The sequence below is a fragment of the Cylindrospermopsis raciborskii Cr2010 genome (genome assembly GCF_003367075.2).
Classification (GTDB): domain Bacteria; phylum Cyanobacteriota; class Cyanobacteriia; order Cyanobacteriales; family Nostocaceae; genus Raphidiopsis; species Raphidiopsis raciborskii.
In genome coordinates this window covers 2,448,912-2,475,443 of sequence record NZ_CP065936.1, presented here as the reverse complement: position 1 = coordinate 2,475,443, position 26,532 = coordinate 2,448,912, and the positions used below count along the sequence as shown (strand labels likewise).

The following is a 26,532-nucleotide window of genomic DNA, read 5'->3' as shown; positions in this document are numbered from 1 at the left end:
GGTCATTTTTTGGGCATTAAACCCCAACTATAGCATAGCCATCAAGGAATAGGGAAACCTATAGGGTGCCAAATCCTTTTTTCTTTTTTTCCTTCTTTTTCTTGGTGGTAGGTGGTGCGCCTCCAGGATAACCCCGCCAACCTGGACTGGGACGATTTCCTGCTGCTAGGGGGTTACCCCCACCAAACATACCTGGCGGAAAATTACCCTGTCCCATTTGCTGCATTAGCGATCGCATCTTTTGAAAGTCTGATACTAATTTAGTCACATCCGATTCTTTGTAACCAGAACCGGAAGCGATTCGCCTGCGTCGACTAGGAGAGCTAGCCAACAAATCTGGGTCTTTACGCTCTTGCTTAGTCATAGAACTAATCATAGACTCACAGCGTTTTAGTTGGGTTTCCCCTTGTTTTAACTGCTCATCAGAAATTTTATTCATTCCGGGGATTAATTTCATAACCCCACCTAAAGAGCCCATATTTTTCATGAGGCGCAGCTGTTTGAGGAAGTCGGTAAAATCAAACCTGGCCGAGAGAATTTTCTCCTGCATTTTCTCAGCATCAGCTAGATCAATTTCCTCCTGTGCTTTTTCCACCAAGGTCAGCACATCACCCATACCCAAAATACGGGATGCCATGCGGTCAGGGTAAAATGGCTGTAGAGCTTCAACCTTTTCCCCCACACCGATAAATTTAATTGGGGCTCCGGAAATTTGCCGCACTGATAAAGCTGCACCGCCTCGGCTATCACCATCCATTTTAGTCAAAATAGCACCGGTAATCCCAATCTGTTCATGAAAGGTGCGGGTCAGATTAGCTGCTTCCTGTCCTGTCATGGCATCCACAACTAATAGAGTTTCATCAGGTTCAATAGTTGATTTGATCCTGGATAATTCCGCCATCATGTCCTGGTCTATTTGTAACCTTCCAGCTGTATCAACAATTACCGTGTTGATCCCTTCATTCCTGGCTCTTTCCACTCCTTGACGAGCTATTTCAACCGGGTCAGCATCACTACCCATTTCAAAAACAGGTACGTCAATTTGCTTACCTAGTGTAACTAATTGATCAATAGCCGCAGGACGATATATATCCGTAGCTACCAACAAACAACTGCGATTAGTTTTTCTTAAATGGAGAGCTAACTTAGCAGTAGCGGTAGTTTTCCCCGTACCCTGTAAACCAGCCATCAGGACGACGGTGGTTTGGTTTTGTGCTTCTGCTAGGGGTACATTTTCTTCTCCCATGACCTGCACTAGTTCATCATAAACAATTTTGATAAACTGCTGGTCAGGTCGTACTCCAGATATTACCTCTGCTCCCTGGGCCTTAGTTTCAACATCGGCAATAAAATCCTTGACTACCTGTAAGTTAACATCTGCTTCTAACAAAGCACGACGCACTTCGCGCAAGGCATCTTGAATGTTAGATTGGGAGATCTTGTCTTGTCCCCGGAGTTTTTTCCAGGCAGCTTCTAAGCGGTCAGATAGTGCATCAAACATCTGGTCAAATATGAATTTACATTATATATCATTGTATATAATTTATGATTGTCAAACTTGATTTGAGAACCTAGCTCCCTCAAAAACAAGACCCCCCCAGAGAGGTTAGTTCCAAACTGGGGGGATCACATATTGAATAGTCTATAAGTCTTTCGGTATAGTCAATTAAGTAAAATATAACCAATCTATTCCATTTTGGCTACCCCTTGAGAGTTCAATTAACAAAAATTTATAAAAAATTTATATTTCTAGGTTTTACTAGATCCCTGGCTGGTTTTTTGATAAAAAAAGAATCTGTATATGCTTGAATTAGCCAATTAATCAACTATCATGGTAGGAAGCTTAGCAAAGTACATTCCAAATAACTTCAAAAATGCTAAACCGCATTAAGGAAATAAGTAATAATATTGCACCTCGCTTACGAGAAATTTACCGTCACCTTCATGCTCACCCGGAACTGAGTGGTCAAGAACATCAAACTGCAGCATTTGTGGCGGGTGTGTTGTCTTCCAGCGGATTGCACGTCTTAGAGGAAGTGGGTAAAACTGGTGTTGTCGGGGAATTACTCACCAATCATCCGAGAGAGGAGATTTTGGCAATTCGTACTGATATGGATGCCTTACCTATACAAGAACGTACCGGACTAGACCATAGTTCATCCAGGGATGGAGTGATGCACGCTTGTGGACATGATGTTCATACCACAGTAGGTCTAGGAACAGCCATGGTGCTATCGGAAATAGCCAACCATGTAGAAGGGAGAATCAGGTTTTTATTTCAACCTGCAGAAGAAATTGCCCAGGGTGCGGGTTGGATGGTACAAGAGGGAGCAATGAATGATGTTTGTGCCATTTTAGGGGTTCATGTTTTTCCGTCTATTTCTGCCGGATCTGTAGGTATTCGTTATGGTGCATTAACTGCAGCAGCAGACGATTTAGAAATTATTATTTTAGGTGAATCTGGACATGGCGCTCGTCCTCATGAAGCAGTAGATGCAATTTGGATTGCATCTCAAGTAATTACTGCCCTACAGCAAGCTATTAGTCGAACTCAAAATCCCTTACGTCCTGTAGTATTGAGCATTGGTAAAATTAGTGGTGGTAGAGCCCCAAATGTAATTGCCGATAGAGTTCAGTTACTAGGTACAGTGCGGTCTCTTCACCCAGAAACTCGCAGTCAAATGCCAGCATGGATAGATAAAATAGTTGCTAACGTTTGTAATTGTTATAATGCCAAATATCAAGTGAATTACCGTCATGGTATATCCAGCGTGCAAAATGATTATTCCCTAACCCAATTATTACAATCTGCTGCGGAAGAAGCATGGGGTAGCGATTACGTACAGGTTTTACCAGAACCCTCCCTAGGAGCAGAGGATTTTTCTGTTTATTTGGATTATGCTCCTGGTTCCATGTTTCGTCTCGGGGTGGGTTATAAAGACAGAATTATCAATCATCCCTTACATCATCCTCAATTTGAGGTAGATGACTCTGCAATTATTACCGGAGTCGTGACATTGGCCTATGCAGCATATAAGTATTGGCAAAAATAAGATCAACATTCCATGTTAACTATCATCGGATGCGGAAATCTCAATCGTAATGATGACGGTGTGGGGGTAATCATTGCCCAGAAATTACAGCAATATGTGGCGGAAAATCCCCACCCCCAGGTGAGGATTTTTGATTGTGGTACTGGGGGAATAGAAGTGATGTTCCAAGCTAGAGGAAGCAAAAAATTAATTATTGTGGATGCTAGTTGCACGAATTCCCAACCTGGTGCTATATTTAGAGTCCCAGGGAAAGAATTGGAAGGTCTACCCCAAGTGGGTTATAACCTGCATGATTTCCGTTGGGATCACGCCCTAGCTGCTGGGAGAAAAATCTTTGCGGATGATTTCCCCCAGGATGTGACTGTTTATTTGATTGAAGCGGAAAATCTAGATTTTGGTCTAGATTTAAGTCCTGCTGTTAATCACTCCGCTCAATTAGTTTTTGCAGAACTAATTACAACAATTGAGAACGCTAACTTTACTTAGGACTTATAAGACCTATAAATCTCGGGTTCTACGCCCAATCCCGATAAACAGAGAGTTCATCTACCCTCATTTCAAATGGTATAGCACCAGCATCGGGCGGACAAATACGAATTTTGGCACTGCTAACCACACTGTAAAGTAAACTAGCCATGGGGACAATTTTTTGCAAAATTCGCCAATTGCTTACCTGGTCTGGACACTCAATTACTAAAGTCAAAGCTTTAGTATCTGTTATCATGTACCAACGACAGTAAGAGAGCAAGTTTTGAATATTCCGGTCACACCCATGATAAAAGTAGCGACTGATAGAGTATTCCAGCTGTTGGCGCAGAATAATATCTGCTGAAGTGGCTTGAATGGGGTGTTGGTCATCAGCGTTGAATCCTGACTTTATTCTAACCATTTCCGTTGATTTTCCTATGTTATTTGTCGGTAGTCGTCAAATAAAAACATCCTTATTGGGTTTTAGAAAAGATTGGGCTTAATCATCATAATAAGCACCAATATCATTACAATCTACTCCCCAATAATTATTGCTGGAGAAATATAAATAACTTCTTGGACAGGTATGTACCATCTGATTAGCTTTGGTGAGCATTCCTCCACCACTACCTAACTACCAATAAAACTCTAATTTTCAAATTCTCAATCAGTATTTAGAGGTAGTTTACGATGGTGAAAGATTGATTTTGATGTTGTTGCGTTATCAGTATTTAATTTATCGTCGTCCCTGTCTTGAGATTTCCAGCTAGACATAATGATAGACATAACTAACTAAAAAAATGAAATTATCGATACTGTCACCCAGTATAATGTTGAAGGAAGTATGCTAAAATCATGTTTTGCTTTTCTGCTAAATTTCCTATGGATCAGGATATTTATATTGAATTAAAAAAATTGAAAAAAGAAACCAAAAAAATACCCCCCATTACTGGAGGGCATTTTCAATCAATTAAAACTGTTTGAGATTAACCATTGATTGCAGGAGCAGTCAAAGCAACAGGAGCAACTTCACCAGCAGCTAGGTCTAAGGGGAAGTTGTGAGCATTGCGCTCGTGCATTACTTCCATACCCAAGTTAGCGCGGTTGATTACATCCGCCCAAGTACCGATTACACGACCTTGAGAGTCAATAATGGATTGGTTGAAGTTGAATCCGTTCAGGTTGAATGCCATGGTGCTTACACCTAAAGCAGTAAACCAAATACCAACTACTGGCCATGCAGCCAAGAAGAAGTGTAAAGAACGGCTATTGTTGAATGAAGCGTATTGGAATATCAAACGACCAAAGTAGCCGTGTGCAGCAACGATGTTATAGGTTTCTTCTTCTTGACCGAATCTGTAACCGTAGTTTTGAGATTCGGTTTCGGTGGTTTCACGCACCAAGGAAGAGGTTACCAAAGAACCGTGCATTGCAGAGAACAAGCTACCACCAAATACACCAGCTACACCTAGCATGTGGAAGGGGTGCATCAAAATGTTGTGTTCAGCTTGGAACACAATCATGAAGTTGAATGTACCGGAAATACCTAAAGGCATACCGTCGGAGAAGGAACCTTGTCCGATGGGGTAGATCAAGAATACTGCAGTAGCAGAAGCCAAAGGCGCAGAGTAAGCTACACAGATCCAAGGACGCATACCCAAGCGGTAGGACAATTCCCACTGACGACCTAAGTAGCAAGCGCAACCGATCAGGAAGTGGAAAATTACCAACTGGTAAGGACCACCGTTATATAACCATTCATCTAAGGAAGCAGCTTCCCAAATGGGGTAGAAGTGCAAACCAATGGCGTTGGAGGAAGGAACAACCGCACCGGAGATGATGTTGTTTCCGTAAATCAAAGATCCTGCCACGGGTTCGCGGATACCATCAATATCCACAGGGGGAGCAGCGATGAAGGCAATAATGAAACAGGTGGTTGCAGCCAATAGGGTAGGGATCATTAGCACTCCGAACCAACCGACGTAGATACGGTTTTCGGTGCTGGTGATGAATTCACAGAAACGATCCCATACGCTAGCGTTAGAGCGCTGTTGTAAGGTAGTGGTCATTTTTTATGATTGCTTTATGAGCTTTATGATATGATAATAAGTAGGCGGTTATCCCTACTTGATATACTAATTTAAAGGATACTTCTTCTATTGTAAAGGGGTTTACTATTAGTAAATCTGATAACATTTCCTGATTATGATAAGTTTATCAAATAGTTTTTGAATATAAACCTCCAGGAGTGGGTGGAATTAAATAGTAAGATGAACGTAGGTTGGGTTGAAGTATGAAACCCAACACCCGCACAGGTTAGGCTACCACTAACCCATCCTAAGAATAATTGTGCCTCCCTACCCCCGGATTGACTCGGGGATTTTGGGTCTTTTCAACCTGGAGGCCAGGACAAGGACCTTCCCCCCAGGATGTGTATGTGCAGGTGATAGACTGTTTGTCCTCCATCCTGTCCTGTATTCATAACTACGCGATAACCCTGTTCAAGACCCGCTATTTGGGCGACTTTTTGTACGGTTAATAATAAGTGTCCCAACAACAGCTGGTCTTCCGCTTGTGCAGTAGCTAGATTGACTATGGGTTTCTTGGGTATGACCAGAATGTGAGTGGGTGCTTGGGGGTTAACATCTGTAAATGCTAAAGCCAATTCATCCTCATAAACTATGTTGGCGGGTATTTCCCGACGGATGATTTTACCGAAAATGGTGTCTGGAGTTAAAGTCATGAAGAATTGCTGTTAAATATTGCTAAAGTGGTTTGTCTGTAAATTTTAGGACAAATCTGGCCATCTCAAAAGTAGTTTTAGAGTAGTTTTGCGTAATTTCCCCAATGGCAATCTGGGAACAAATCTGCTTTTATAAAGTGGAGTGATATCAAAAGTTCTTCCCATAGTAAAATGCTATCTAGAGTCTGGAGTGCATCCATTGTTGGTATAGACGCTGTGAAAGTAGGCGTGGAAGTGGACATTTCTGGTGGAGGATTACCAGGAATTATCATTTTAGGTTTACCCGATTCAGCAATTCAAGAGTCTAAGGAACGGGTAAAAGCAACCTTGAGAAATGCAGGTTTTAACGTTCCTGTACGTAAAATAGTGATCAATCTGACTCCCGCAGATCTTAGGAAAGAAGGACCTGCTTTTGACGTACCTATTAGTATAGGAATTTTGGCCGCATCAGAACAAGTCAATCTTGATTTATTGGGAGAATTTTTATTCTTAGGCGAGGTTTCCCTAGATGGTACACTCCTACCCGTTACAGGAGTTTTACCCATTGCAGCTGCTGCTGAAAAATTGGGGATTAGTAGTTTAGTAGTACCCATGGAAAATACTCAAGAAGCAGCAGTAGTAGAGGGTTTAAATGTTTACGGTTGCACTAACATTTTACAAGTGGTGGATTTATTAAATAACATCAAAAACCACAAGAAGGTAAGTTTAAAACCCACCCAGGAAAGTCTATTATCTACATCTTCTAACTCGGCGGATTTGCAGGATGTTAAGGGTCAATCCCACGCCCGGAGAGCATTAGAAATCGCCGCTGCAGGGGGACACAATTTGATTTTTGTCGGTCCCCCCGGGAGTGGAAAAACAATGTTGGCCAGAAGCTTACCAGGGATTTTGCCACCATTGGAATTTTCTGAATCTTTGGAAGTGACTCGCATTCATTCTGTTGCTGGTTTATTGAAAAACCGTGGTTCATTAGTGTACGAGCGTCCTTTTCGCAGTCCTCACCACTCCGCTTCCGGTCCATCCCTAGTGGGAGGTGGTAGTTTTCCTCGCCCCGGAGAAATTTCACTGTCCCATAGAGGTGTGCTTTTTTTAGATGAATTAACAGAATTTAAAAGGGATGTTTTGGAATTTTTGAGACAACCTTTAGAAGATGGATATGTAACTATTTCTCGCACTCGTCAATCAGTAGTTTTTCCAGCACTATTTACTTTGGTTGCTAGTACCAATCCCTGTCCTTGTGGATATTATGGTGATGCAGTCCAACCATGCACTTGCTCCCCCCGACAACGAGAACAATATTGGGCAAAGTTGTCGGGTCCATTAATGGATAGAATTGATTTACAGGTAGCAGTAAACCGGTTGAAACCAGAGGAAATTACTCGCGAAACCAGGGGAGAATCCTCCAAAATTGTCAGAGAAAGAGTGCAAAAAGTCAGAGCTATTGCTAACCTTCGTTTTCAGTCTGAACCCCATGTTAAATCCAATGCTCACATGCAAAGTCGTCATCTACAAAAATGGTGCAAGTTAGATGATACAAGTCGTAAGCTGTTAGAAAGTGCAATTACACGACTAGGACTTTCCGCACGGGCGAGCGATCGCATTCTTAAAGTAGCACGGACTATTGCGGATTTAGCAGATGAGGAAAACTTAAAGTCTCAACACGTCGCAGAGGCAATTCAATATAGAACTATAGATAGAATGCAGTAGAGAGTTACAATAGATTTTTATTTTTTTATTAAAGTTTTTTAGCACATACATCAACTAAATCGCAATTTTCACAACTGGGAGATCTAGCTTTACAAACTGCACGACCATGATATATTAATCTTATTGACCAGTTTTCCCATTCCGGTTGGGGTAGTAGTTCCATTAAATCTTTCTCTATGCTAATTGGTTCGGTACTTGCTGTTAGACCTAACCGTTGAGTTAATCTTTTAACGTGGGTATCCACCGTCACCCCCGCATTAATACCATAAGCATGAGCTAAGACCACATTTGCCGTTTTTCTTGCTACCCCGGGTAGTTTTAATAGTTCCTCCATCTTATTTGGAACAATTGAGTTAAAATCACTCACTATCATCATACACGCGGATTTAATGTTTTTGGCTTTGTTGCGATAGAAACCAGTAGAATGAACTAATTTCTCTAATTCTAATACATCTGCTTCTGCTAAACTTTGGACATCGGGAAAGCGACCAAATAAATCTGGGGTTACCTTATTAACTCTTTCATCCGTGCATTGTGCGGAAAGAATAGTGGCCACCAAAAGTTGGACTGGGGTTTGATAGTTTAGAGAACAGGTTGCATCAGGATAAAGACGATAAAGACGAGAGAGAATTTCTAAAGCTAGTCCCCTTTTAGATAGTTTGGAGATTTTTTTATTACCCATGGAGACGCAGGATTCTGATGATTTTAACATTGCGACTAACCGGTTTTATTCGATTAGTCGGTGATTTGGAATTACATTTTCTGAAATATTTGTTGGATAAAACTTAACTGGAGAGTTTCTTTAAAAATCAAGAAAATTCCCAGTCCTAGTAACACCACTAGTCCAGTTTGCATAACTCCCTCTTGAATTTTCATAGGTAGGGGTTTACCAAATAGACCTTCAATCAACAGAAAAAACAATTGTCCACCATCCAGAGCTGGTAATGGTAAGATGTTGATAACTGCTAAGTTAATACTAATTATAGCTGCAAATGAAAGGAGATTTGCACTATTATCTGCTGCTAATTTAGCACCAATTTTGACGATATTGACCGGACCCGACACCTGACTGGCGGTTTGTTGAAAGTTAGTGATCAGTTGTCCAAATCCTTTAATTGTGCCAACAAATAACTGCTGGAATCTCTCTCCTGCAACAGTAAAAATCTGGATGGGATTTTGAGGACGCTCGTAAATAGCTTTACCATTGGGCGCAAGTTCCACACCTACTAATCCTTTCCCTTCTGGATTTTCCCCAGGGGTGATTTGTAGGGCAATTTCCTGGTCTTGACGTTGGAGTTGCAAATCAATTGGTTGACGGGGATGGTTTTGAATTTCCCGTGTTAGATATAGGGTGGAATCTTTACCAGCCACTAATTCACGTCCATTAACGCTAATAACAATATCACCTTCTCTAATACCAGACTGGTAAGCTATTGATTGCTCGTTAATTGGTTTGATTAAAACTCCAGGTTGATATTGAAATTCCTTTGGTATACCTACAACACCTAACTGCAAAGCAAGGACTAAATAAGCAAACACCAGATTTGCCATCACGCCAGCACTAATGACAATTGCTCGATCTAGAATAGGACGATTTCGCAATAGGTTGGGATCGTTGGGGGGAATTGTGCTATCAGGATCATCATCGGGGAAACCCACAAAACCACCCAGGGGGAAAGCACGAATTGTGTATTCTGTTTGTGATCCTTGATATTTCAACAAAATAGGACCAAAACCCAGGGAAAAACGATTGGCATAAATCCCTTGGGATCTAGCTGCTATGAAATGTCCCAACTCATGTACTAAGATAAGGGTCGCCAAAACTGCTATCGCTGCTAAAACTGACATAGAGCAAATTAGTCAACATACTGAAAATATATATTCTAATTCTAGTTGGATTTTATTCTAGTTTGGGAATTTCTGGTGGGGTTTACCCTACCAACCCCGACCTAATCTATTCCAACTAGTTCTCCATCATTCCATTCTAGGGTATCACCAATGCTCTGACCATTGTGATAAGCTGCCAATAGTATTTCACTGGTCTTACCATAGGATATGTTTCCCGTGGAATCTAGGGCGATCGCACCTAAGTCTCTTTGGTTTTTACTGGCTTCGGTAAAGGAACGCCACATCGCTTCCTTTAAAGACATTCCATCACCAACACGAACCGCAATTTTGGCGGCTAAACACTCGTCAATGATATCTTCTCCAATACCTGTACAACTTATTGCTGCATGTTTAGTAGCATAGTTACCTGCTGGCATAGCAGAATCACTGACTCTACCAATGCGTTCAAAGCCTTTACCACCAGTGGAAGTGCCTGCAGCCAACTGCCCAAAGGTATCTAAAGCTACTACGCCAATGGTTCCCCTCCCAGCTTCAGGATCTGGGGTTTCCGGTTCGGCAACTACTCCAGCCATAGTTCTCTTAAATTTGTCTTCTCTTTCTTGTATCCATTCTTTGAGTCGTAAATCTGTCAAAGCATTATAACTTGGAACTTGTAACTCTCGTGCCAACTCCAGGGAACCATGATCGGACAATACCCGGTCAGGAGACTGTTGTAGAAATAGGGCCATTTCAATCGGGTTTTTCACCCGAGAAACGTTAATTACTCCACTAAATTTGCCAGATGTGCCATTCATAAAAGAAGCACTCATGCGAATTTGACCATCGGATTGTAAGACTGAACCTGTGCCAGCATTAAAACGAGGATCGTCTTCCAGGAGTTGACACCCCCTAACCACTGCTTCGCTGGCAGATACACCAGAGAGTAGCATTGAGTATACGTCTTCTATGACGTTATGGAGCGATCGCCTGACGCTGGCCAATCCTCCTTTACTTTGGAGGGAACTACCTGCTCCACCATGAATAATCAGTTTAGGTTGTACTTGATTTTGTGTTGATAAAGACATTTATTAGTTTAAGTATGTATTTAAGTTTTACGTAGTTTGAGAACGACGTCGACGACAGCGTTCTGAACAGTATTTCACATCTTCCCAACAATCTTGCCATTTCTTCCTCCAAGTGAAGGGTAGTTGACATACAGGGCAAATTTTTTCAGGTAGGTGAGATTTAGAAAGTTTACGCCCCATAAATGGAAGGTTAGAAATTGCTGTAAATGTGTTACCATTTTAATCTTACACTATGGTAACCTAAAAAAAGGTAATTAGGTAGTTAATCACTTGACAACTTTTTTGGATATTAATTGGATATTTATAAGGCAGTAATTCTTCCCCTCTTATTTAATCTAGTAAAAGCAGATCCAGAGTGGCTGCATCATGGACTAATAAGTGGCATAGATTGGTTTCTACAACCTTCCCATCCTCATCGTGCTAGATGGTTGAAATCTTTTGTCGGGGATTCTTTATGTGTCCATGACAATAGGTTAAAACAGAACCTATTCGGTTTGAATTTTCCTAACCCGCTGGGTTTGGCCGCAGGATTTGATAAAGATGGTATGGGATCTCACCTTTGGTCTATGTTCGGTTTTGGCTTAGCTGAGTTAGGTACTGTCACTTATCACGGACAACCAGGAAACCCCCAACCTCGTTTGTTTCGTTTACCCATGGACCTAGCAGCTCTTAACCGTATGGGCTTCAATAATTCCGGTGCTGCTGCTATGGCTGCAAGACTAACTTTGCTTTATCAACAACAGCTACCTGCCATACCTATAGGCATAAACCTCGGTAAATCTAAAATCACCCCCTTAGAAGCAGCAGCAACAGACTACCTACAAAGTTTTCGGTTGCTAAATAGCTTAGGTGATTATTTTGTGGTCAACGTTTCTTCTCCTAATACTCCAGGACTGCGATCGCTTCAGGATAGACCCATGCTCAGTCAAATATTGGAGGTCATTCAAACAGAAAACAGTACGCAAAACCAACCCAAGCCATTATTTGTCAAAATAGCACCTGACCTGGAATGGGAAGCAATAGTAGACATTATTAATCTTGCCAAAACCTATAAACTAGCAGGGATTATTGCCACTAACACTACTATTAGTCGTGAAGGACTAAAAACCCAGGTGATAGAAAAAACTGGTAACCCACCCCAAGCAGAACCTGGAGGAATTAGCGGATTGCCATTACGTCAACCCTCCACAGAAATTATACGTTTTATTTATAAACAAAGCCAGGGTCAAATACCAATTATTGGTGTGGGAGGGATTTTTACCGCAGAGGACGCCTGGGAAAAAATTACAGCAGGTGCAAGTTTAATCCAAGTTTACACTGGATGGATTTATGAGGGACCAATGATGGCAAGCCGAGTCTTGACAGGATTATTAGCAAAACTGCAAAATCACGGCTTGGGTTCCATTGGTGATGCGGTGGGAATCAATAGTTAAAGTCACCACCGGTTATTTATCCATGGGGAAAAACTCTCTATTTTTGCGGGAGTAAGACCAAGCAATTCCATCTGGGTCTCGACTACGAGTCCATTCCGAAAAATCAGGATCATTGCGTCGTTTGTAGACTGTACTTGAATAAACACCTAAGCGCTGGGCCAATTCAGACTGGATTAGGGAACCAAAAGCTAGCTGTTTCTCCAGGGATTTGGTTTCCAAGCGATTAGTGATTTGACCTTCTTTATTTCCTTCCTTACCTTCTAAAACAAGTACAGGTGGAGATAGTAGAGTTCTGGCCTCCTTAGTTACTGCTCTACCAACTGGTTTCATATCTGATTCGCTACCATCTAAAATCTCACCCAGAATACTCCCAGTGATAAAGTAGTAGTATGGACTGTCGGTTTCTGAGTCTACCGGATTAGTACCAAATTCCTTGGCTTTCTTTTCTAGGTAGCGTTTTGCGTCGTCTCCTGGAAAATTTCCCCTGATGGCCAGGTCAACCGAGGAGATTTTTCCCTGATTTTCCTCAATTAACTCATAAAACAGAGGATTTACCTGATCACACCATTTTTCCCACCTATACTTTTGCCACAGATGAAGACTCATCATGAGGAATAACCCTATGAGTAAAAACTTCCAGGTGTTGAGAACGACAATAATCAAAAAAGAAATTGGCGCAATGATTACGAGAAAACTTTTGCCGTAGTTTTCCATGTTTGTTTGAGTCATGCTGATTTTTGCCAAGTAGCTTTTTACAGAATAATATTTCCATTATTTCTATCTTGGCAAAAAAGGGGTCAATTTTTGTATTCCCTGGCAAAATTTCCACTATCAGTTGGCAAAAACCACCAATTGTTGGGGTTTTACCCTTTCTAAAATCCTACAACTGATTACTTACCTACCCGGTCACACCAAAATCCCAATTATACTCTTCAAATTTAAAAACAATGGCTCACATATCTTATAAAACGGTTAAAGAACTACTCATTTCTGAAAATTTAGGCGATCGCCTTCGTGGTGTGAATCAAATTCGGGAATTGGAACCCGCACAGGGTTTAGAATTATTACAAATTGCCATTAAAGATCAAAATTCGAGAGTGCGTTATTGTGCTGTAAGTCAATTAGACACCTTAGGGACGGAGGATTTAGATTTTTCCCTAAATATTTTAAGAGAGTTGCTAAATGATCCTGAAGCGGATGTACAAGCAGCAGCAGCTGATTGTTTGGGGGCGCTAAAACTACAAGTAGCCTTTCCCGATTTAGAAAAGCTTTACCATGAGACCCCAGAATGGGTAGTAAAATTCAGCATAATTGCCACCCTTGGATCCCTGGGAGATCCAAGGGGAGTAGATTTGCTCAAAAAAGCTCTGGAATCAGATAATGGTTTAGTCCAAAGTGCGGCCATTAGTTCCCTAGGTGAATTGGGTAACCCAGATGCAGTAACTATTCTAGCTCCCTATACTGAAAACCCAGATTGGCAAGTACGTCATCGCTTAGTTCATGCTTTAGCCAATTTAGGTGGAAAAGAGGCTAGGAAAGTTCTAGAAGTGTTGGCTACTGACTCAGTAGAAGCAGTTGCAAAAGAAGCCGAGGATGTTCTTAGGCACAAAATTGAGGTAGAATCGTGATATGACAACAGACTACCCAAAAATTGATATTGCCCCATTTATTGATCACTCCCTGCTTTTACCTACCACAACAGAACCCCAGGTAGAAAAGTGGTGTGAGGATGCGTATAGATTTAACTTTGCTGCAGTTTGTATTCACCCATCCCATGTTAAGCAAGCGGCGGAGCTATTACACAACAAAAAGCCACAAGTATGTACTGTAATTGGATTCCCCACAGGGTTGACCACCTCAACAGTCAAATTATATGAAGCACAGGAGGCGGTAGAAAATGGTGCCACGGAGTTGGATTTAATGATTAACTTAGGCTGGTTAAAAATCGGCAAGACTGAGCAATTACACCGAGAAATTGCCACAATTTGCGAAGAAACTGGGAAACCAGTCAAAGTAATTTTAGAAACCAGTTTACTGACAGATACAGAAAAAAAAGTGGCTGCTGAAATAGCTATGGATGCGGGTGCTGCATTTTTAAAAACTAGTACGGGTTGGAATGGTGGAGCAACAGTGAAAGACGTGGAGTTTTTAAAACAAATAACAAAAGAAAGGGTGGGAATAAAAGCTTCTGGAGGAATTCGTACCCACCAAGACGCCATAGATCTAATTATGGCCGGTGCAACCAGACTGGGTACATCTCGTGGAATAGACTTACTCCATCAGCGCCTGGATACAGAAAAATCACAGGGGTAATTACTAATGAACGGGAGTTATCACGTAAGGGGAATCAATCTCAAAAGCCAGTTTCTAGGTGAGTCGGATAAAATACTCACCGTGTTAACCAGGGAGTTGGGCCTAATTAAGGCGATCGCCCCTGGTTCCAGAAAGTACCAATCCAGCCTAAATGGTAGAAGTGGAATATTCACAGTGAATGAATTGTTGATTTCCCTTGGCAAATCTAACCCTACTCAAACATCAAACCTTTATAAGATTAACCAAGCACAGACCCTCAAGACCTATCCTGGACTCACCAAAAGTTTAGGAAAACTGGCAGCGAGTCAATACCTAGCAGAAATTGCCCTCCATCAAGCATTGGAGGAGCATACCCAAGTAGAGCTATATGACCTATTAAATCAACATCTGGACACCTTAGATTCCCTCCCCCCAATTCCCCAGATTGCCATAGTAGCACATTTAGCTAAGGGAGTCTTTGATATGTTAAAATTAGCTGGAATAAGCCCACAGATCAAAGTGTGCTGTTTAACCCAAAAACCCTTAATACCGGATTTAAGCAATCCAAAATGGCAAGCTGGTTTCAGTACAACAGCGGGGGGAACAATTTGCCTACAAACCTGGGAAAACTTCAAAAAACAGGAAAACTTTCATGAGCCAAAAATCCCAGAAAATGACTTTGAAAGGGTTTTGCACCACCAAGAGTTACCAAAAATTTCCCGTCGATTGGGAGCAAAAGAATTAATGATGCTCCAATATTTATCCCAACCAGGGATAATACAAATAGATTCAGCCTATGATGATAGCTGGTTATCTGTTGAGCAGATCTTGCGCCATTATACTCAGTACCACCTGGGTTTTCCTATTCGCTCTGCTACGTTGATAGATTCCTATTTTGCTCCCAACCATGATGCAATCGTCTGATTTAGATAGAAACAACCAGCCCTTATCACCCAAAGTTAAACACAAGAATAGGGTGAAATCATACCAAGATAATCACCAGCAAAGATCCGTGAAGGGATTTTCCATGGAAAAAACCAAGACAAGTGATTTACCAAAATCACCTCCCACCAACTCGGATCTTCCTCTGGAGGTAAATCCTATTAATGGATCTGTTGAGACCATTCATGAAAAAGAAAAAGCAGTTTTAGAAGAGACACCACCACAACTAGACCTAGAAGATAAAGACGGTTCTGGATCAGATCTAAAAGCTAGTAATAAGCATGAAAAAGAAGGATTTTTCCCAGTATTAAAAAATCGCAATTTTCTAGCACTTTGGGGGGGACAAATCTTTTGTCAATTAGCTGACAAAGTATATCTAGTTCTCATGATTGCCTTAATCAACAGTGAGTTTCAACAAAGGGGTCAAAGTATTAGTGGTTGGGTTTCAGCCCTAATGATGATTTTTACCATTCCCGCAGTCTTGTTTGGTTCTGTTGCTGGCGTATTTGTAGACCGCTGGTCAAAAAAAGCTGTACTAGTAGCATCTAATATTTGGCGTGGTGTTCTAGTTATTGCCATTCCCTTTTTAATCTGGTTAACTCATGATTGGCATCCTATAGGCGCTTTGCCAGTAGGTTTTTTAATGATTTTACTGGTAACCTTTTTAGTTTCTACCTTCACCCAATTTTTTGCCCCTGCAGAACAGGCCACTATTCCTCTGGTGGTGGAAGAACAATATTTACTCTCTGCCAATTCCCTGTACACAACTACAATGATGGCATCGGTAATTATTGGTTTTGCAGTAGGTGAACCAGTTTTAGTTTTAGCTGATAGTCTCTGGGCAAAATTCGGTGGTCCTGGTGGACTGGGCAAGGAAATTTTAGTTGGCGGTAGTTATGGTGTTGCTGGTATTATTTTACTCCTAATTCAAACTAAGGAAAAACCTCATCCTCCAGAAACAGAATTTCCTCATCTTTTATCTGACTTGTGGGATGGTTTGAACTACCTCAAGTCCAATCGCAGCATTAGAAATGCCATGCTACAGTTAACCATATTATTTTCCGTATTTGCAGCGCTTACTGTTTTAGCAGTTCGCATGGCAGAAATTATCCCCAATTTAAAGGCCTCCCAATTTGGTTTTTTACTAGCCGCAGGTGGTGTGGGTATTGCTGCTGGTGCTACAATTGTGGGACAGTTCGGTCGCAGTTTTACTTATGGACAGTTGAGTTTGTGGGGTTCCTTGGGAATGTCGGGATCTTTGATTGGTCTTGCTATCTTCACAAACCAACTATGGCCCGTACTGCTATTTATAGCATTGCTAGGTGTTTTTGGGGCTTTGGTCGGTATTCCCATGCAAACGACTATTCAAACCGAAACCCCAGCAGAAATGCGTGGTAAAGTGTTTGGACTGCAAAATAACGTGATTAACATTGCTCTAACCCTACCTCTAGCTTTAGCTGGTATAGCGGAGAATTTTATTGGGTTAAGGTCAGTTTTTTTGCTTTTATCCGTCATTGTATTTGGCGGAGGAATAATTACCTGGTATAATTCAAGCAATCATTAGTTGATAAAAGTTAATTAACAGCTCAAAAACCACTAAGTTTTGTGCTACAATTGTTTACAACATAATTTCTCAATTTTTCGTAGCCAAATAAAGAATGCGTATAGCCTGGATTGGAAAAAAATCACCCTTTTGTGGCAATGTTACTTACAGTAGGGAAATTACAAATGGTCTGTTAGACAGGGGACATGATGTAAGTTTTTTACACTTTGCCCAGGAAGAATCTCAACCTGATAACTGGCCAAATTTTAAGGAAGTTCCCTTACCATTTATTTATAAGTCGCAAGTTTACACACTTCCCGCTTTTAATGCAACTAAAGTTTTAAAAGACGCGCTACGGGAAATACAACCCCAAATAGTTCATGCTTCCTTAACCTTATCTACCCTTGACTTTGTTTTACCCGAAATTTGTCAGGAACTAGATATTCCCCTAGTGGCCACTTTCCATACTCCTTTTGCGGGTAAAGGTGCTAAATTGATCTCCGGTACTCAACTACTAGCGTACCAGTTATATGCTCCTTTTTTGGACAACTATCATCGGGTGATTGTATTTTCCCAAATTCAAAAAGAATTATTGGTAAAAATGGGAGTTAGGGAGGCAAAAATTGCTGTTATCCCTAATGGGGTAGATACTGTGAAATACTCTCCTGGTAAATCTAAGGTAAAAGATGAATTTAATGCAGAACGACTATTTGTTTATCAAGGTCGTATCGCACCGGAAAAAAACGTCGAATCCCTACTGAGAGCATGGAAACAGTCAACCATGTCACTTACTAGCAAGCTGTTAATAGTTGGCGATGGTCCTTTGAGATCTTCACTGGAGCCATTTTATGATTCCGAATATGGTATTATCTGGTTAGGTTTCGTTGCTAGTGAGGAGCGCCGTATAGAAATATTAAGAGGTGCGGATTTATTTATTTTACCTTCTTTAGTCGAAGGCTTATCTCTATCTTTATTAGAAGCTATGTCCTGCGGTTTGGCATGTCTTGCTACTGATGTGGGTGCAGATGGGGAAGTTTTAGAAAAGGGAGCAGGTGTTGTAATCAGTACGAGATCCGTGCGCTCTCAAATTAGAACTCTTTTACCCTTATTTCAAGATCATCCAGAGTTAACTGCCCTATTAGGTCAAAAAGCAAGAAAACGCGTTTTGGAAAAATATACTCTCAGTGACAATATAACCAGTTTAGAAAAGCTTTATCATGGGGTTTTACCAAAAGCTACATGAGTCTTGTACAGCCTATAACCTACACCAGCATTACCATAGCAACCTGGATTTTTTTCTAGGGGCGCTGAATAATAGTTTCTATTACTCGACGCTTCAATTTAGGATCAATAACTACCAAGCGTACATATTCACCGGCGTGTTCCAACAAACAAGATTCCAAAGCGGAAATTGCTTGTGCATAATCAATTATATGTAAGTTGCCACAAGTTTGCCAAGATCCCATAGAAAATCGTTTTTTGTCAACGTATTCCACAGTGATCTTATAACCCTGGGATAAAACCTGACGAATTTTCTCCTGGGTGTCTAGAGTTACCAGACTTAAGGGCGGGCTATTTTCTAAAGTGTTATGTGGAACATTTTGGTCATTGTGATCATGATTAGATTGGAAAGTCGGTAATTCTTTGACAGGGGATTGAGCTTGATAACCCCTAGGATTATATTCACCAACTAAGTGTATTGAGTTCCCTCGTCAAATCTACCCGCACCTGCGTCTAAATCATTAATCATCAGCACGCACATTTTACCGCGAACCTTAACCAGTTCCGCAGTCTCTCGATAGCGCAGACGAATTAATCGCGCTGGATCCCCCGCATCTGGACTTTCTAATTCCCCTCCAGAAATGAGAGTGACACCTACGCCCATTTTTTCAAATGCCAATTCGCATTGAAACGATTTTCCTTCTCCCTTTCTACCATGAATTCCTAAAATCAGCGGAACGCGCACTCCTGGGAGATTGAGAAAGTTTTTAGTGATATGAACGGCTATTTTGTCCAAAAACCGGGTAGAGATGTAGTAAGCCATATTTCGGGAGAGAATCGGTTGGAAACTGGTGAATTCCTACCAATTGTACGCTATTTTGGCAACCAGTTAGAACTTAAAACCACTGTTAAACCCAGGAAAATTACTGCCAGGGCCCAAGTGACACGATTGAGTGTATTTTCAGCACTTTTAGTACTGCTAAAAAGTTGAGCTTGTCCACCAATAGCTCCAATACCATCACCCTTGGGACTATGTAGCAAGACTAAAACAATTAAACCCAAAGCGGAAAAAGCCCAAATTCCTTGTAGAATGTTATTAATGTTCATGTGAAAATGGTGTGAAATTGAACTTGAATAATGACGTTAACCAAAAATTGTAAGTTCTCCAAATAACTATGATGTGATAAAAACCTGCAAGTGCAGGTTTTATCCCTATTGCGACCTGGAATCGCTATTACTTGGAAATACGAAAAAGTATAACTTACTTACAATCCCACTTGTACAGGTCTACGAGGGAATTGTAAATCATATTCGGTCGCTCTCAAGAGGGATTTACCAGTCATTTCTGGAGGTTGAGGTAGTTTCAAAATATCCAGAATGGTGGGAGCAATGTCCGATAGTTTGCCATCATTACGCAAATCAACATTTGCACCATATCCTGGTATTTTCAGCTTTTCTCCTTCGATTAAAATCAAGGGAACTGGGTTAGTAGTATGAGCTGTCCAGGGACTGCCATTTTCATCTACCATATACTCAGCATTGCCATGATCAGCTGTAATGATCAATGTGCCACCTGCTCTACCCACGCTTTCTACCAGTTTGCCCAAACATCGATCAACAGTTTGAATGGCCACCACGGTAGCATCCACTTTCCCCGTATGTCCTACCATGTCAGGGTTGGCATAATTCATCACTATTAAAGAATAAATTCTTTTCTCTATAGCGGAAATAGCCAAACTTGTCACAGCGTCAGCAGACATTTGGGGTTCCTTATCGTATGTAGGAACCTGGGGACTTGCTACCATTGCTCTGTCTTCACCTTCATAAGCATACTCTAATCCCCCATTAAAGAAATAGGTGACATGAGCATACTTTTCAGTTTCTGCAGTGCGAAACTGCTTGAGACCATGATTAGCAATCACCTCACCCAACATATTCTGTAAGTTCTGGGGGGCAAATGCTACAGATACAGGCAACTCGGGATCATATTGGGTAAAGGTCACAAAGGACAGGGGTGTAATTTGCTCCCGTGGAAAACCCTCAAAATTACGACTGACAAAAGCCTGAGTCAATTCCCTGGCCCGGTCTGGGCGAAAATTAAAGAATATCACCCCATCACCAGGACTAATTGCACCAGGAGCAATTCTCACAGGAAGGATAAACTCATCGGTTACCCCCTCAGCATATAGAGACTGCAAAACCTCTACAGCTGTTTTTCCTTTACCAGCACCCTCTTGTGTCATTACATCGTAGGCCAGTTGAACCCTGTCCCAACGACGGTCTCTGTCCATAGCATAATATCGACCACTGATAGTAGTTATTCTTCCTACTCCCACACGGTCTATATAGTTTTGCAATTGTTGGATGGTTTTGATTCCATCCACTGGTTGGGTGTCACGCCCATCCATAATAGCGTGAATACATACGTCCGAAACTTGCTGTGATTTAGCAAAATCAAGCAAGCCTAACAGATGGGTAATATGAGAATGTACCCCTCCATTAGAACAAAGGCCAACTAGATGCAACTTGCCATTTCGGGATTTCACTTCTTGGCAAATGTTGAGAAGTGCGGAATTAGTAGCTAGAGAACCATCTTCTACAGCATCAGAGATGCGTACCAGTTCTTGGGGAACCACTCTTCCAGCGCCAATGTTCAAATGACCAACTTCTGAATTGCCCATTTGACCCTCTGGCAACCCTACGGCTTTTCCTGATGTGCGGATGAGGGTGTGGGGATAACCTGCCCATAAACCGTCCATAATGGGAGTTTCAGCAGCTGCGATCGCGTTTCCACGTTTATCCTCACAATAGCCCCATCCGTCTAAAATGACTAGCACCACAGGACTAACAGGTGCTTTGGTCATAGTAAAATTGCCCTTTACTTTTTTAATAACCGAATAATAGCACTACTCCCTAAAGATTGCAGCAATAATTTCCACAACCTGCAATTGTAGTTAGGTAACTCTAGTTATTAGCAGTAGCTAGTTCTGCTAAACGTTCCTGTTGATCTTGAGAAATACAAGATTGAATTAAAGTTTCCAAATCCCCTTCCAAAACTGGACTGAGGGTGAAGTTTTGCCCCAAACGATGGTCAGTAGCTCGACTATCCTTATAATTGTAGGTGCGGATCTTTTCTGAACGAGAGCCAGTACCAACTTGAGATCTCCTCATAGAAGTCACCGCTTCTTGTTGTTCCCGCAGTTTGATTTCATAGAGTTTGGCCCTAAGAATTTGCATTGCTCGTTCTTTATTCTGTAGCTGACTGCGCTCTTCGGTGCAGAAAATGCGTATACCAGTTGGTTTGTGAAACAAATCAACTGCTGTTTCCACTTTGTTGACGTTTTGACCACCAGCACCACCAGAACGGGCGGTAGTCATTTCAATATCTTTTGGGTCAATATGTACTTCCACATCATCAACTTCGGGCATAATCGCCACTGTAGCTGTGGAAGTGTGAACTCTACCACCCGCCTCCGTTGCTGGAACCCGCTGAACACGATGGACTCCCGCTTCAAACTTTAACTTGCTATAAACGCTATCACCTTGAATTTCTAGAATTACTTCTTTAAATCCACCCATCTCTCCTGGAGATTCGCTAACTAGTTTCACCCTCCAACCCTGGGTGTCAGCATAACGGGAATACATGCGCAGCAAATCTCCAGCCCAAATACTAGCTTCATCTCCACCAGTACCAGCGCGGATTTCCAACATGATGTTTTTCTCATCGTTAGGATCACGGGGCAGTAGTAATATTTTTAACTGCTCTTCTAAATGTTCTATCTTGTTTTCCAAGTCTTTTACTTCCATGGTTGCCATTTCATGCAACTCCGGATCTCCATTAGACTCTTTTAGTATCTGCCGTGCTCCAACTAACTCCTCTTGAGAGTTTTTCCATGTTTCGTAGGCAATTACTACCTCTTCTAAAGAGGAACGGGACTTGGCAATTTTCTGGTACTCATCAGGACTTTTTGCCGTGTCCGGATCGGCTAAGCGACGAGTTAATTCGTGAAAGGTTTGTTCAACAGATTTGAGTTTCTCCAACAAATATAATTCAGCCATAACTAGTAAACAAGCTCCTAAAAAATCACAAGTTGGCCCAAGGTAAAAACAACAAGTGACCCTGCGCACAACTGCAGGGCCCCTGTAGTACAAGCTACAGCCAACCAGCTACTTTTTCTTTTTGTTACCTTGCTCGCTAGACATGCCATACTTACGAAGAAAGCGTTCCACACGACCCTCAGCATCAATAATTTTCTGAGTACCAGTGTAGTAGGGATGGTTTCCAGACCAAACATCTACGTGTAATTCGGGTTTGGTTGAACCGATGGTCATCACAACCTGACCATTACAATAGACTTTAGCTTCTGGATACCACTGGGGATGAATATCAGGTTTAGCCATTTTTCCTTTTTTGGTGTTTATCAAAATTATAGCTTTTATAGCTTTGCAACTCGACAGCTTTTCCGTTAACTATCGTTTTGAGTATTGAGGAGCTTTTCGAGCTTTATGTAATCCGTATTTCTTCCGCTCTTTAGCTCGTGGATCCCGAGTTAAATAGCCCTCAATTTTTAAGGGTGAACGATTGTCCGGATCCAATTGACATAGAGCACGAGCTACACCCAAACGAATTGAGTCCGCTTGTCCAGTTAGACCGCCACCTTTGGCTTTTACTAAAATGTCGTACTCGTTTTCCAACCCTAAAGTTTCTAAAGGAGCTTTAATGACTCCTAAGTAGTTGGGATTGTATTGGAAGTACAATTCCCCTTCTTTGCCATTGACCACAAATTTACCCTCTCCAGGCACTAGACGTACCTGCGCAACTGCGGACTTACGTCGACCCGTGCCCCAATACAGGGCACGACCACTATTAGTTTCTGCTACTGTTGCCATGATTAGTTTTCTCCGGGAATAGTGTTAATAATTAGTTCTTTAGGTTTTTGTGCTGTGTGAGGATGGGTCGCACCACTATAAACTTTCAGTTTGGTGAATAACTGTCTACCTAAGCTATTTTTAGGTAACATACCTTTTACAGCATGCTCGACTATTCTTTCTGGTAGGCGCTGTTGCAATTTAGCAAAGGTTTCTGTTTTCATCCCCCCGGGACGACCGGAATGCCTACGGTAAAGTTTTTGACTCTGTTTTTTGCCCGTAACTACTACTTTTTCCGCATTGATTACTACCACAAAGTCTCCTGTGTCCAAATGGGGCGTATATTCAGCTTTTCTTTTACCCCGGAGAACCATGGCAATTTCACTTGCTAGCCTACCCAGACGCTTGTCTGCGGCATCTACTACATACCAGTCACGTTTAATCTCTTCCTCTGGAGGAAGATAAGTTTTACTACTCATTATTTTTTCCTTTGTCGGGTTTAATTGATTCGTCATCGGTCCGATGACCAAATACTAAATAGGGTTGAGTTTCATACCAAATTTCCTGGGAAAACGGAAAGTCACTATATCCAACCCTTAGTAAGCATAGACCTTGAGGTGGTGCTGCATATTTCACTTTTTCTCGGTCTTCTGTTTGCCAAATGTTTGTGAAATCCTCTAGGGACTTCTGTTTGCTTCCTACCTGCACTAACATCCCCACTAATAACCTTACCATGCCATACAAAAATCCATTGGCTTGAATCTCTATATGCACTAATGAACCCTGACGACCACATTCTACAGCTTGTATTTCTACCCAGGAATGCGATCGCGCTGATCCAGCACGGTGAAAAGCTGCTAGGTGGTGTTTTCCCACAAGGGGAGTTAAAGCCGCTTGCATCAACTTTTCTTCCAGGGGAGCATAATAGTAATGCCAACTAAACGGACTCACAAACAAGTTTGGTAGAGCTTCAGTATAGATTGTATATCTATATCGTCGGTACGTTGCACTAAATCGAGCGTGCCAACTTTCTTTTACACCAGCAGAAGCCCTGATTAGTATATCCGGGGGTAAGTAACTGTTCAAAACGGTTGCCCACTTGTGCGCCGGTATATGCCCTGTAGCATTAAAATGGGCAACCTGAGCAGCTGCATGAACCCCGGCATCAGTCCTTCCCGCACCATGTAGTGTTACATGATACCCTAGAACACTGGCTATAGCTGTTTCTATTTCTTCTTGGACTGTACGTTGGGCTTTTTGCCGTTGCCACCCATGGAAGTTAGTACCTAGATACTGAATAACTAAGGCAACTCGGTAAGTTGGGGTGGACTGGCGGCTATCTGACATCATGGGTTGGATGGGTTGGGGTTCCCTATTCCCTACACTAGTTCAATAATCGCCATTTCGGCATGATCGCCCCGACGGGGCACAGTATGCAAAATACGGGTGTAACCACCTTGACGATTACCATACCTATCTGGTGCTTGCTCAAACAATGACTTGACTAGGGACTTATCGTAGATATAACCCAATGCCTCTCTACGAGCTGATAAAGATCCATCCTTTGCCAAAGTTATCATTTTTTCAGCTTCACTGCGTACTACCTTAGCACGAACTAGAGTGGTAGTAATACGACCATGACGTATAAGCTCCGTAGTCAGCGATCGCAATAAAGCACGACGCTGATCTGCTGGTTTACCAAGTTTTTTTACTTTACAACGGTGACGCATAATAGGGACCTATTAGTATGAAAAACAATCGGACTAGCTTTGTTTAGAACTTCTTTCCTGTGGTAAAGTAATACCTAGACGACGCTGTAAGGCTTCCACCACTTCTTCTGCCGATTTTTGACCAAAGTTCTTGATTTCTAACAAATCCTCTTGGGTATAATCCAACAAATCTGCTACAGAATTAACTTGAGCGCGTTTCAGGCAGTTGTAAGCACGAACAGATAGCTGTAACTCCTCAATAGGAATTTGGGCAGTGGGATCATCTGGCATATCCAAGCCCATGTCCGTAGGCTCCAAGGAGATATCCTTAAGAGGGTTAAATAATTCTACCAGAATTGCCGCAGATGAAGACAGGGCCTCCTGGGGTGAAATACTCCCATTAGTCCAAACTTCCAACAAAAGCCGATCTTTTAAGCTACCATCACCACGGGATTCTTCCACGCTATAATTAACTTTTCGCACTGGCATAAATACTGAGTCAATCTGCAAAAAGTCCAGGGATGTGGCCTCTTCTCTTCCCTTTTCTACAGTGCGATAGCCCTTACCCCTTTCAATGCGAAACTCCATTTCCAGTTTGCCGCCCTCTGCTAAAGTAGCTACATACTGGGTAGGATCAATCACCTCTACTTCACCAGGCAAATCAAAATGGGCTACGGTAACCGTTGTGGGACCGGTAACCAGCAACCTTCCTATTTGCGGTTGATGGGAATAGCTTTTAAGAATCACCTCTTTCATCCGCATGATGATTTCCATCACATCTTCCCGCACACCGGGAACTGTGGCAAACTCATGGGTAACACCAGCTATTCTTACTGCAGTAACTGCTGTTCCCTCTAAATTAGATAACAAAACCCGTCGTAACGCATTACCTACCGTCGTTCCCTGACCCCTTTCCAGGGGTTCTAGGACGAACTTACCATAATGATTACGACTTTCCTCGGTACTAGACTCTACACATTCAATTTGAAACTGCGCCACGGAGTAGCCTCCCCTTTAAGGTGCTGCTGGCAAAAATTTGCCCCTCGAATTAACTTTATGCCTTGATCTGTGATTTTGGTGGATCAAAGTGCCATAATTTAAACCAATCTTTAACCAATCTTTCCAGTGATAAAAGTTTAACCTTCCCAATTGGTTATCTAGAGTTTTCCGCTCCCCTTGAGGAAAGCCCATCAAGGGGGAATCCTGTTGACCATTAATACCAAAGCTAGATATTTACACCATATTTACACCCGACGGCGTTTAGGTGGACGACAGCCATTATGAGGAATAGGAGTAACATCGCGAATCAGGGTAATTTCTAATCCTGCCCCTTGTAAAGCGCGAATTGCCGTTTCCCTTCCTGCTCCTGGTCCACTAACCATCACCTGAATTTGACGCATTCCCTGGTCAATAGCGCGACGACCGGCGCTTTCAGCTGCGGTTTGGGCGGCAAAGGGAGTACCTTTTTTTGCCCCCTTAAATCCACTGGAACCAGCACTGGCCCAGGAGATTACATCTCCATTTTGGTCCGTAATGGTGACAATGCTATTGTTGAAAGTAGATTGAATGTAGGCAACGCCATTAGGTACATTCTTCTTCTGCTTTTTACTCCCGGTTTTTTTGGTTGGTTGTCTTGCCAT

The 26,532-nt window shown here is 41.9% G+C and carries 28 protein-coding genes and 1 pseudogene; 9 read left to right on the top strand and 20 right to left on the bottom strand.

Going from position 1 to position 26,532, the window contains the following annotated elements; genetic code table 11:
• Positions 1–58: 58 nt before the first annotated feature.
• Complete coding sequence (ffh, locus tag C6N34_RS11250) at positions 59–1,501, bottom strand: signal recognition particle protein (protein WP_006276600.1); 1,443 nt, start codon at positions 1,499–1,501, stop codon at positions 59–61.
• A gap of 373 nt (positions 1,502–1,874) precedes the next feature.
• On the opposite strand from ffh, the gene C6N34_RS11245 reads away from it, so the two are divergent.
• The gene (locus C6N34_RS11245; RefSeq protein ID WP_057177492.1) at positions 1,875–3,053 is read left to right on the top strand and encodes a M20 family metallopeptidase; all 1,179 of its coding nucleotides are present in this window, start codon (positions 1,875–1,877) and stop codon (positions 3,051–3,053) included.
• A gap of 12 nt (positions 3,054–3,065) precedes the next feature.
• Complete coding sequence (locus tag C6N34_RS11240) at positions 3,066–3,539, top strand: hydrogenase maturation protease (RefSeq protein WP_006276602.1); 474 nt, start codon at positions 3,066–3,068, stop codon at positions 3,537–3,539.
• A gap of 28 nt (positions 3,540–3,567) precedes the next feature.
• On the opposite strand, the gene C6N34_RS11235 is transcribed toward C6N34_RS11240, so the two are convergent.
• From C6N34_RS11235 to C6N34_RS11225, 3 genes are all read right to left on the bottom strand, one after another.
• Entirely contained in the window at positions 3,568–3,942 is a 375-nt protein-coding gene (locus C6N34_RS11235; protein ID WP_057177490.1) for a hypothetical protein, read from the bottom strand.
• Positions 3,943–4,507: 565 nt separating this feature from the next.
• Positions 4,508–5,590 (bottom strand): photosystem II q(b) protein, encoded by a 1,083-nt coding sequence (psbA, locus tag C6N34_RS11230; RefSeq protein WP_006276605.1) that lies wholly within the window; start codon positions 5,588–5,590, stop codon positions 4,508–4,510.
• Between the two features lie 323 nt (positions 5,591–5,913).
• Entirely contained in the window at positions 5,914–6,264 is a 351-nt protein-coding gene (locus C6N34_RS11225) for a histidine triad nucleotide-binding protein (protein ID WP_006276606.1), read from the bottom strand.
• Between the two features lie 171 nt (positions 6,265–6,435).
• Between C6N34_RS11225 and C6N34_RS11220 the strand changes: the two genes are divergently transcribed.
• Entirely contained in the window at positions 6,436–7,971 is a 1,536-nt protein-coding gene (locus tag C6N34_RS11220) for a YifB family Mg chelatase-like AAA ATPase (RefSeq protein WP_115538775.1), read from the top strand.
• 28 nt (positions 7,972–7,999) lie between these two features.
• On the opposite strand, the gene nth is transcribed toward C6N34_RS11220, so the two are convergent.
• From nth to C6N34_RS11200, 4 genes are all read right to left on the bottom strand, one after another.
• Positions 8,000–8,653, bottom strand: a complete 654-nt coding sequence (nth, locus tag C6N34_RS11215; protein ID WP_006276608.1) for an endonuclease III — start codon at positions 8,651–8,653, stop codon at positions 8,000–8,002.
• Positions 8,654–8,724: 71 nt separating this feature from the next.
• On the bottom strand, positions 8,725–9,819 hold the full coding sequence (gene rseP, locus C6N34_RS11210) for an RIP metalloprotease RseP (protein ID WP_057177488.1): 1,095 nt from the start codon (positions 9,817–9,819) through the stop codon (positions 8,725–8,727).
• 101 nt (positions 9,820–9,920) lie between these two features.
• Entirely contained in the window at positions 9,921–10,883 is a 963-nt protein-coding gene (locus C6N34_RS11205) for an isoaspartyl peptidase/L-asparaginase (RefSeq protein WP_057177487.1), read from the bottom strand.
• A gap of 27 nt (positions 10,884–10,910) precedes the next feature.
• Positions 10,911–11,063, bottom strand: coding sequence for a DUF2256 domain-containing protein (locus C6N34_RS11200; RefSeq protein WP_071985344.1), 153 nt, complete (start codon positions 11,061–11,063; stop codon positions 10,911–10,913).
• 113 nt (positions 11,064–11,176) lie between these two features.
• On the opposite strand from C6N34_RS11200, the gene C6N34_RS11195 reads away from it, so the two are divergent.
• The gene (locus C6N34_RS11195) at positions 11,177–12,316 is read left to right on the top strand and encodes a quinone-dependent dihydroorotate dehydrogenase (RefSeq protein WP_115538777.1); all 1,140 of its coding nucleotides are present in this window, start codon (positions 11,177–11,179) and stop codon (positions 12,314–12,316) included.
• A gap of 12 nt (positions 12,317–12,328) precedes the next feature.
• Here the strand turns inward: C6N34_RS11195 and C6N34_RS11190 are convergent, their stop codons facing one another.
• Positions 12,329–13,045, bottom strand: a complete 717-nt coding sequence (locus C6N34_RS11190; protein WP_096544761.1) for a hypothetical protein — start codon at positions 13,043–13,045, stop codon at positions 12,329–12,331.
• 218 nt (positions 13,046–13,263) lie between these two features.
• Here C6N34_RS11190 and nblB point away from each other — a divergent pair, with 218 nt between their 5' ends.
• The 5 genes from nblB to C6N34_RS11165 all read left to right on the top strand — a co-directional run bounded on the left by nblB (position 13,264) and on the right by C6N34_RS11165 (position 18,336).
• Entirely contained in the window at positions 13,264–13,944 is a 681-nt protein-coding gene (gene nblB, locus C6N34_RS11185; RefSeq protein WP_057177485.1) for a phycobilisome degradation protein NblB, read from the top strand.
• Position 13,945: 1 nt separating this feature from the next.
• Positions 13,946–14,629 carry a deoxyribose-phosphate aldolase gene (deoC, locus tag C6N34_RS11180; RefSeq protein ID WP_057177484.1) on the top strand — a complete coding sequence of 228 codons (684 nt, stop codon included), beginning with the start codon at positions 13,946–13,948 and terminating at the stop codon, positions 14,627–14,629.
• Between the two features lie 6 nt (positions 14,630–14,635).
• A complete protein-coding gene (recO, locus tag C6N34_RS11175) occupies positions 14,636–15,532 on the top strand; it encodes a DNA repair protein RecO (protein ID WP_057177483.1) in 897 nt (298 codons plus the stop codon).
• Positions 15,516–17,114 (top strand): MFS transporter, encoded by a 1,599-nt coding sequence (locus tag C6N34_RS11170; RefSeq protein ID WP_181406997.1) that lies wholly within the window; start codon positions 15,516–15,518, stop codon positions 17,112–17,114. Before recO ends, C6N34_RS11170 begins: the two co-directional genes overlap by 17 nt.
• 94 nt (positions 17,115–17,208) lie before the next feature.
• The gene (locus tag C6N34_RS11165; RefSeq protein WP_006276617.1) at positions 17,209–18,336 is read left to right on the top strand and encodes a glycosyltransferase family 4 protein; all 1,128 of its coding nucleotides are present in this window, start codon (positions 17,209–17,211) and stop codon (positions 18,334–18,336) included.
• Positions 18,337–18,391: 55 nt separating this feature from the next.
• Here C6N34_RS11165 and C6N34_RS11160 read toward each other — a convergent pair.
• The 11 genes and pseudogenes from C6N34_RS11160 to rpsK form a co-directional block, all read right to left on the bottom strand.
• Positions 18,392–19,137: pseudogene (locus C6N34_RS11160) on the bottom strand (ribulose bisphosphate carboxylase small subunit).
• Positions 19,138–19,187: 50 nt separating this feature from the next.
• The gene (gene secG / locus C6N34_RS11155) at positions 19,188–19,421 is read right to left on the bottom strand and encodes a preprotein translocase subunit SecG (RefSeq protein ID WP_006276991.1); all 234 of its coding nucleotides are present in this window, start codon (positions 19,419–19,421) and stop codon (positions 19,188–19,190) included.
• Positions 19,422–19,579: 158 nt separating this feature from the next.
• Positions 19,580–21,178, bottom strand: coding sequence for a 2,3-bisphosphoglycerate-independent phosphoglycerate mutase (gpmI, locus tag C6N34_RS11150; protein WP_115538779.1), 1,599 nt, complete (start codon positions 21,176–21,178; stop codon positions 19,580–19,582).
• Positions 21,179–21,278: 100 nt separating this feature from the next.
• The gene (prfA, locus tag C6N34_RS11145; protein ID WP_006276989.1) at positions 21,279–22,373 is read right to left on the bottom strand and encodes a peptide chain release factor 1; all 1,095 of its coding nucleotides are present in this window, start codon (positions 22,371–22,373) and stop codon (positions 21,279–21,281) included.
• 108 nt (positions 22,374–22,481) lie between these two features.
• Positions 22,482–22,715 (bottom strand): 50S ribosomal protein L31, encoded by a 234-nt coding sequence (gene rpmE / locus C6N34_RS11140; RefSeq protein ID WP_006276988.1) that lies wholly within the window; start codon positions 22,713–22,715, stop codon positions 22,482–22,484.
• Positions 22,716–22,784: 69 nt separating this feature from the next.
• The gene (gene rpsI, locus C6N34_RS11135; protein ID WP_006276987.1) at positions 22,785–23,204 is read right to left on the bottom strand and encodes a 30S ribosomal protein S9; all 420 of its coding nucleotides are present in this window, start codon (positions 23,202–23,204) and stop codon (positions 22,785–22,787) included.
• Positions 23,205–23,206: 2 nt separating this feature from the next.
• A complete protein-coding gene (gene rplM / locus C6N34_RS11130; protein ID WP_006276986.1) occupies positions 23,207–23,662 on the bottom strand; it encodes a 50S ribosomal protein L13 in 456 nt (151 codons plus the stop codon).
• Complete coding sequence (gene truA / locus C6N34_RS11125; protein ID WP_369814499.1) at positions 23,655–24,530, bottom strand: tRNA pseudouridine(38-40) synthase TruA; 876 nt, start codon at positions 24,528–24,530, stop codon at positions 23,655–23,657. Before truA ends, rplM begins: the two co-directional genes overlap by 8 nt.
• A 32-nt stretch (positions 24,531–24,562) precedes the next feature.
• Positions 24,563–24,913, bottom strand: a complete 351-nt coding sequence (gene rplQ, locus C6N34_RS11120; protein WP_006276984.1) for a 50S ribosomal protein L17 — start codon at positions 24,911–24,913, stop codon at positions 24,563–24,565.
• A 33-nt stretch (positions 24,914–24,946) separates the two neighbouring features.
• Complete coding sequence (locus tag C6N34_RS11115) at positions 24,947–25,891, bottom strand: DNA-directed RNA polymerase subunit alpha (RefSeq protein WP_115538780.1); 945 nt, start codon at positions 25,889–25,891, stop codon at positions 24,947–24,949.
• 245 nt (positions 25,892–26,136) lie between these two features.
• Positions 26,137–26,532, bottom strand: a complete 396-nt coding sequence (rpsK, locus tag C6N34_RS11110) for a 30S ribosomal protein S11 (protein WP_006276981.1) — start codon at positions 26,530–26,532, stop codon at positions 26,137–26,139.

Bases quoted from the DNA above. Each gene is read 5' to 3' on its own strand.
- ffh (WP_006276600.1), bottom strand. From the start codon at position 1,501: ATGTTTGATGCACTATCTGACCGCTTAGAAGCTGCCTGGAAAAAACTC.
- C6N34_RS11245 (WP_057177492.1), top strand. From the start codon at position 1,875: ATGCTAAACCGCATTAAGGAAATAAGTAATAATATTGCACCTCGCTTA.
- C6N34_RS11240 (WP_006276602.1), top strand. From the start codon at position 3,066: ATGTTAACTATCATCGGATGCGGAAATCTCAATCGTAATGATGACGGT.
- C6N34_RS11235 (WP_057177490.1), bottom strand. From the start codon at position 3,942: ATGGTTAGAATAAAGTCAGGATTCAACGCTGATGACCAACACCCCATT.
- psbA (WP_006276605.1), bottom strand. From the start codon at position 5,590: ATGACCACTACCTTACAACAGCGCTCTAACGCTAGCGTATGGGATCGT.
- C6N34_RS11225 (WP_006276606.1), bottom strand. From the start codon at position 6,264: ATGACTTTAACTCCAGACACCATTTTCGGTAAAATCATCCGTCGGGAA.
- C6N34_RS11220 (WP_115538775.1), top strand. From the start codon at position 6,436: ATGCTATCTAGAGTCTGGAGTGCATCCATTGTTGGTATAGACGCTGTG.
- nth (WP_006276608.1), bottom strand. From the start codon at position 8,653: ATGGGTAATAAAAAAATCTCCAAACTATCTAAAAGGGGACTAGCTTTA.
- rseP (WP_057177488.1), bottom strand. From the start codon at position 9,819: ATGTCAGTTTTAGCAGCGATAGCAGTTTTGGCGACCCTTATCTTAGTA.
- C6N34_RS11205 (WP_057177487.1), bottom strand. From the start codon at position 10,883: ATGTCTTTATCAACACAAAATCAAGTACAACCTAAACTGATTATTCAT.
- C6N34_RS11200 (WP_071985344.1), bottom strand. From the start codon at position 11,063: ATGGGGCGTAAACTTTCTAAATCTCACCTACCTGAAAAAATTTGCCCT.
- C6N34_RS11190 (WP_096544761.1), bottom strand. From the start codon at position 13,045: ATGACTCAAACAAACATGGAAAACTACGGCAAAAGTTTTCTCGTAATC.
- nblB (WP_057177485.1), top strand. From the start codon at position 13,264: ATGGCTCACATATCTTATAAAACGGTTAAAGAACTACTCATTTCTGAA.
- deoC (WP_057177484.1), top strand. From the start codon at position 13,946: ATGACAACAGACTACCCAAAAATTGATATTGCCCCATTTATTGATCAC.
- recO (WP_057177483.1), top strand. From the start codon at position 14,636: ATGAACGGGAGTTATCACGTAAGGGGAATCAATCTCAAAAGCCAGTTT.
- C6N34_RS11170 (WP_181406997.1), top strand. From the start codon at position 15,516: ATGATGCAATCGTCTGATTTAGATAGAAACAACCAGCCCTTATCACCC.
- C6N34_RS11165 (WP_006276617.1), top strand. From the start codon at position 17,209: ATGCGTATAGCCTGGATTGGAAAAAAATCACCCTTTTGTGGCAATGTT.
- secG (WP_006276991.1), bottom strand. From the start codon at position 19,421: ATGAACATTAATAACATTCTACAAGGAATTTGGGCTTTTTCCGCTTTG.
- gpmI (WP_115538779.1), bottom strand. From the start codon at position 21,178: ATGACCAAAGCACCTGTTAGTCCTGTGGTGCTAGTCATTTTAGACGGA.
- prfA (WP_006276989.1), bottom strand. From the start codon at position 22,373: ATGGCTGAATTATATTTGTTGGAGAAACTCAAATCTGTTGAACAAACC.
- rpmE (WP_006276988.1), bottom strand. From the start codon at position 22,715: ATGGCTAAACCTGATATTCATCCCCAGTGGTATCCAGAAGCTAAAGTC.
- rpsI (WP_006276987.1), bottom strand. From the start codon at position 23,204: ATGGCAACAGTAGCAGAAACTAATAGTGGTCGTGCCCTGTATTGGGGC.
- rplM (WP_006276986.1), bottom strand. From the start codon at position 23,662: ATGAGTAGTAAAACTTATCTTCCTCCAGAGGAAGAGATTAAACGTGAC.
- truA (WP_369814499.1), bottom strand. From the start codon at position 24,530: ATGTCAGATAGCCGCCAGTCCACCCCAACTTACCGAGTTGCCTTAGTT.
- rplQ (WP_006276984.1), bottom strand. From the start codon at position 24,913: ATGCGTCACCGTTGTAAAGTAAAAAAACTTGGTAAACCAGCAGATCAG.
- rpsK (WP_006276981.1), bottom strand. From the start codon at position 26,532: ATGGCAAGACAACCAACCAAAAAAACCGGGAGTAAAAAGCAGAAGAAG.